Here is a 3,594-nt window from a genome sequence, read left to right on the forward strand (position 1 = left end):
ATGGTTCATTCGGATGCTTTAAATTTAATTTATGCTTCTAAATTTGCAGGTGTAGCTAACTATTGGAAAAACCGTCAAGGTATGATTGTTGCCATAACAAAATTTGGAACAGCAAAATCTAAAGCGGCTCAAGAAGCTAAATTTAATACTTGGGCGAATCAACCAGCCAATCAAGCTAAATACGGAAATGTTGTAGCTACAATCAATAAATATTATGATATGACGAATGAGAAATCGCGTCATGATAATTATTTACAGCAGTTATTTAGAACATCAGCTTTTGGAACAATTAGCAGATCTTTAGGAAGACAATTAGAAATGTATACTAAAGCAGATGCGGCTAAACGCGCTGAAATGGCTCCGGCTATTGAAGAAATGGCAAATGAAATGTTTAAGGAATTACATATTCCTGCAGAAAAAGATATATTAGCTGCTCAGTTGGCTTTATACGCTAAAAAAGCAGGTTATGCATTAGCACCAACAGTAGAAAAATTAGCAAAAGAAAACAATGGTGATTTTACAAATTATGTAGCTTCAGCTTTCGATGCAAGTATCTTCACTTCAGTAGAGAAAATTAAAGGTTATTTAGCAAATCCGAACGATGTAACTTTAACAAGTGACCCATTATATGTTTTATCAAATGATTTAACATCTCATTTTGGTAAAAGAAGTGACGAGTTAATGAAAGCACAAAACGATTTTGGTGCGTCTTTCCGTTTATTAGTTGAAGGTTTAAGAGAATCTAAAATTGGAACTACTTTATATCCAGATGCGAATTCAACGTTACGTTTAACGTATGGAAAAGTTCGTTCATTACCAGCTGATAAAAGAAATGACGCTAAAGTAAATAACTACACCACTTTAGCGGGACAAGTTAAAAAATACAAAAAAGGTGATTTAGAATTTGATTTACCTACAAAAGTATTAGATATGAATGCTAAAAAAGAATTCGGACGTTATGCAGATAAAGATGGTTCTTTACACGTTTGTTTCTTAACTGACAATGATATTACAGGTGGAAATTCTGGTTCTCCAGTATTAAACGGAAAAGGAGAATTAATCGGTTTGGCTTTTGATGGAAACATTGAAGCAATGGCTGGTGACGTTATTTTTGACCAAAAGTTACAAAGAACAATTAACGTAGACATTCGTTATGTGCTTTGGGTGATTGAAAATTTCTCAGGTGCAAAACACATTGTAGATGAAATGACTTTAGTGAAATAATTTACATAAAGTTAAAAATAAAAAAAAAGAGTCTCGAGAAATCGGGACTCTTTTTTGCTTTCTATAGTTTTAATTGTTATCCTGAGCTTGTCCAAAGATTGGGCGTTCCCTTTCAGGTCGTGCTGTCCACTATATCTTTTTAATTTTGTTGCCTTTCTTTAGTCGTAAAAGTTATCTTCGAGAACCTCAGATAACGTTTACTTTCATATGTAATAGTTGTTTTGTTGCCTTAGAAGCTCGAAGGCAACAAAATCAAAAAGGATGCCGTTCCCATCACTAACGCAAATCCGTTTTCAAAACAAAAGAAAGTCAACACAATCTTATCATGCTGAAAGCATCTTTTTTTTCATTGAATTGTAAAACGTTTTTGAATTATTTTTTAAACCAAATTATCAATTTCCTCCTGAACCATTTCCCAATCTGAAAGTAGTTTATCTAATTCCGATTTTTTCTTGTTGTACGCCGTGAAAAAAGAAGCATTTTCCAAGTGCTTGTCGTAATTAGAAGCCAATTCTTTATCATCGTTTTGAATGTCAATTTCTAATTGTTTAATTTGACTTTCAATTTTTGATAATCTATTTTGTAAGGATTTGTTTTTCTTTTGGTCTTCGTAAGAAGCTTTGGAATTTGTATTGTTTGTAGCTTCTTTTTTCTCAATATCCTTTATTTCTACTTCACGCATGTTTTCTAAATTGCGTTGTTCTAAGAAATAATTGATATCGCCTAAGTATTCTTTAATTTTTTGATCTTTAAATTCGTATACTAAATTAGACATGTCTTGTAAAAAATCCCTATCGTGAGAAACGAGTAGGAGCGTGCCTTCATATTTTTGAAGTGCCGCTTTTAAAACATTTTTCGATTTAATATCTAAGTGATTTGTCGGCTCATCCATTACCAAAACGTTAATGGGTTGCAACAATAATTTACACAAAGCCAAACGGTTTCTTTCGCCTCCAGAAAGTACTTTTACTTTTTTCTCTACATCATCACCACGAAATAAAAACGACCCCAGCATATCTCTAACTTTTGCTCTATTGGTATCCGTTGCGGCATCTTCCATGGTTTGCAATAACGTAATTTCACCATCTAAATACTCCGCCTGATTTTGTGCAAAATAACCCACTTGAACATTATGACCTAATTTTATGGAACCTTCAAATTCAAATTCGTTCACAATTGCTTTTATAAAAGTCGATTTTCCTTGCCCGTTCTGACCTACAAATGCAATTTTACTACCACGTTCCACTAAAAGTGAAATGTCTTTTAAAATCGTATTGTCTCCATAGGCTTTTGTTACGTGTTCGGCTTCGATAACTACTCTTCCAGGTACTTTTGAAACGGGAAATGAAATATTCATCACGGAATTGTCGTCTTCATCCACTTCAATTCGTTCTACCTTATCTAATTTTTTAATTAATGATTGTGCCATAGAGGCTTTAGAAGCTTTGGCACGAAACTTTTCAATTAATTTTTCGGTTTCTTCAATTTTCTTAGCTTGATTTTTTTGGGTCGCCAATTGTTTTTCACGAATTTCATGACGCAATTCTAAATATTGCGAGTATGGTTTATTGAAATCATACGCTTTTCCTAATGAAATTTCAATGGTACGATTCGTAACATTGTCTAAAAACATTTTATCGTGCGATACAATAACTACCACACCAGGATAATTTCGTAAAAAACTTTCCAACCAAATGATACTTTCTATATCCAAGTGATTGGTAGGTTCATCTAATAAGAGAATATCGTTGGCTTGAAGCAATAGTTTTGCCAATTCGATACGCATACGCCAACCACCTGAAAACGTTTCTGTTTGGTTATTAAAAACGTCTCGCTTAAATCCTAAACCTAATAATATTTTTTCTGTATCACCCACATAATTATAACCACCTAAAAGTTCAAATCTATGAGTGTAATCTGATAAATCTTCAATAATTTGAGAATACGCTTCGCTTTCGTAATCGGTTCTGGTTACTAATTGGTGATTGATGTCTTCTAGCTTTTTTTCTACTTCTTTGATGTCTGTAAATGCTTGATACGCTTCTTCTAAAACCGTTCTTCCTGCTTCAAAATCAATATCTTGTCTTAAAAAACCAATTCTTACCTCTTTTTCTGTAGCAATTTGTCCAGAATCAGGTTTGAAATCGCCAGCTAAAATTTTCAACATGGTCGATTTTCCTGCTCCGTTTTTACCTACTAAACCGACTCTGTCGCCAGCGCCCATTCTAAAAGTAACTTCTTCAAATAAATACGTTCCACCAAAGGAAACAGAAAGATTATGTATATTCAGCATGTTTTTTTCTAATAAGGTGCAAAAGTACTATACTTATTTTACCTTTACATCAAAATAGTAAAAATGTTTGGTAAAGG

At 33.1% G+C, this 3,594-nt stretch carries 2 protein-coding genes; one reads left to right on the forward strand and one right to left on the reverse strand.

Annotated features, from left to right (window positions below; translation table 11 throughout):
* On the forward strand, positions 1–1,224 hold a 1,224-nt coding region (locus ABWO04_RS10505; RefSeq protein WP_353079659.1), incomplete at its 5' end, for a S46 family peptidase.
* A 379-nt stretch (positions 1,225–1,603) separates the two neighbouring features.
* On the opposite strand, the gene abc-f is transcribed toward ABWO04_RS10505, so the two are convergent.
* Positions 1,604–3,517 (reverse strand): ribosomal protection-like ABC-F family protein, encoded by a 1,914-nt coding sequence (abc-f, locus tag ABWO04_RS10510; protein WP_353079660.1) that lies wholly within the window; start codon positions 3,515–3,517, stop codon positions 1,604–1,606.
* Positions 3,518–3,594: the final 77 nt, after the last annotated feature.

Origin of the sequence: Flavobacterium sp., assembly GCF_040382755.1 — a bacterium.
GTDB lineage: Bacteria > Bacteroidota > Bacteroidia > Flavobacteriales > Flavobacteriaceae > Flavobacterium.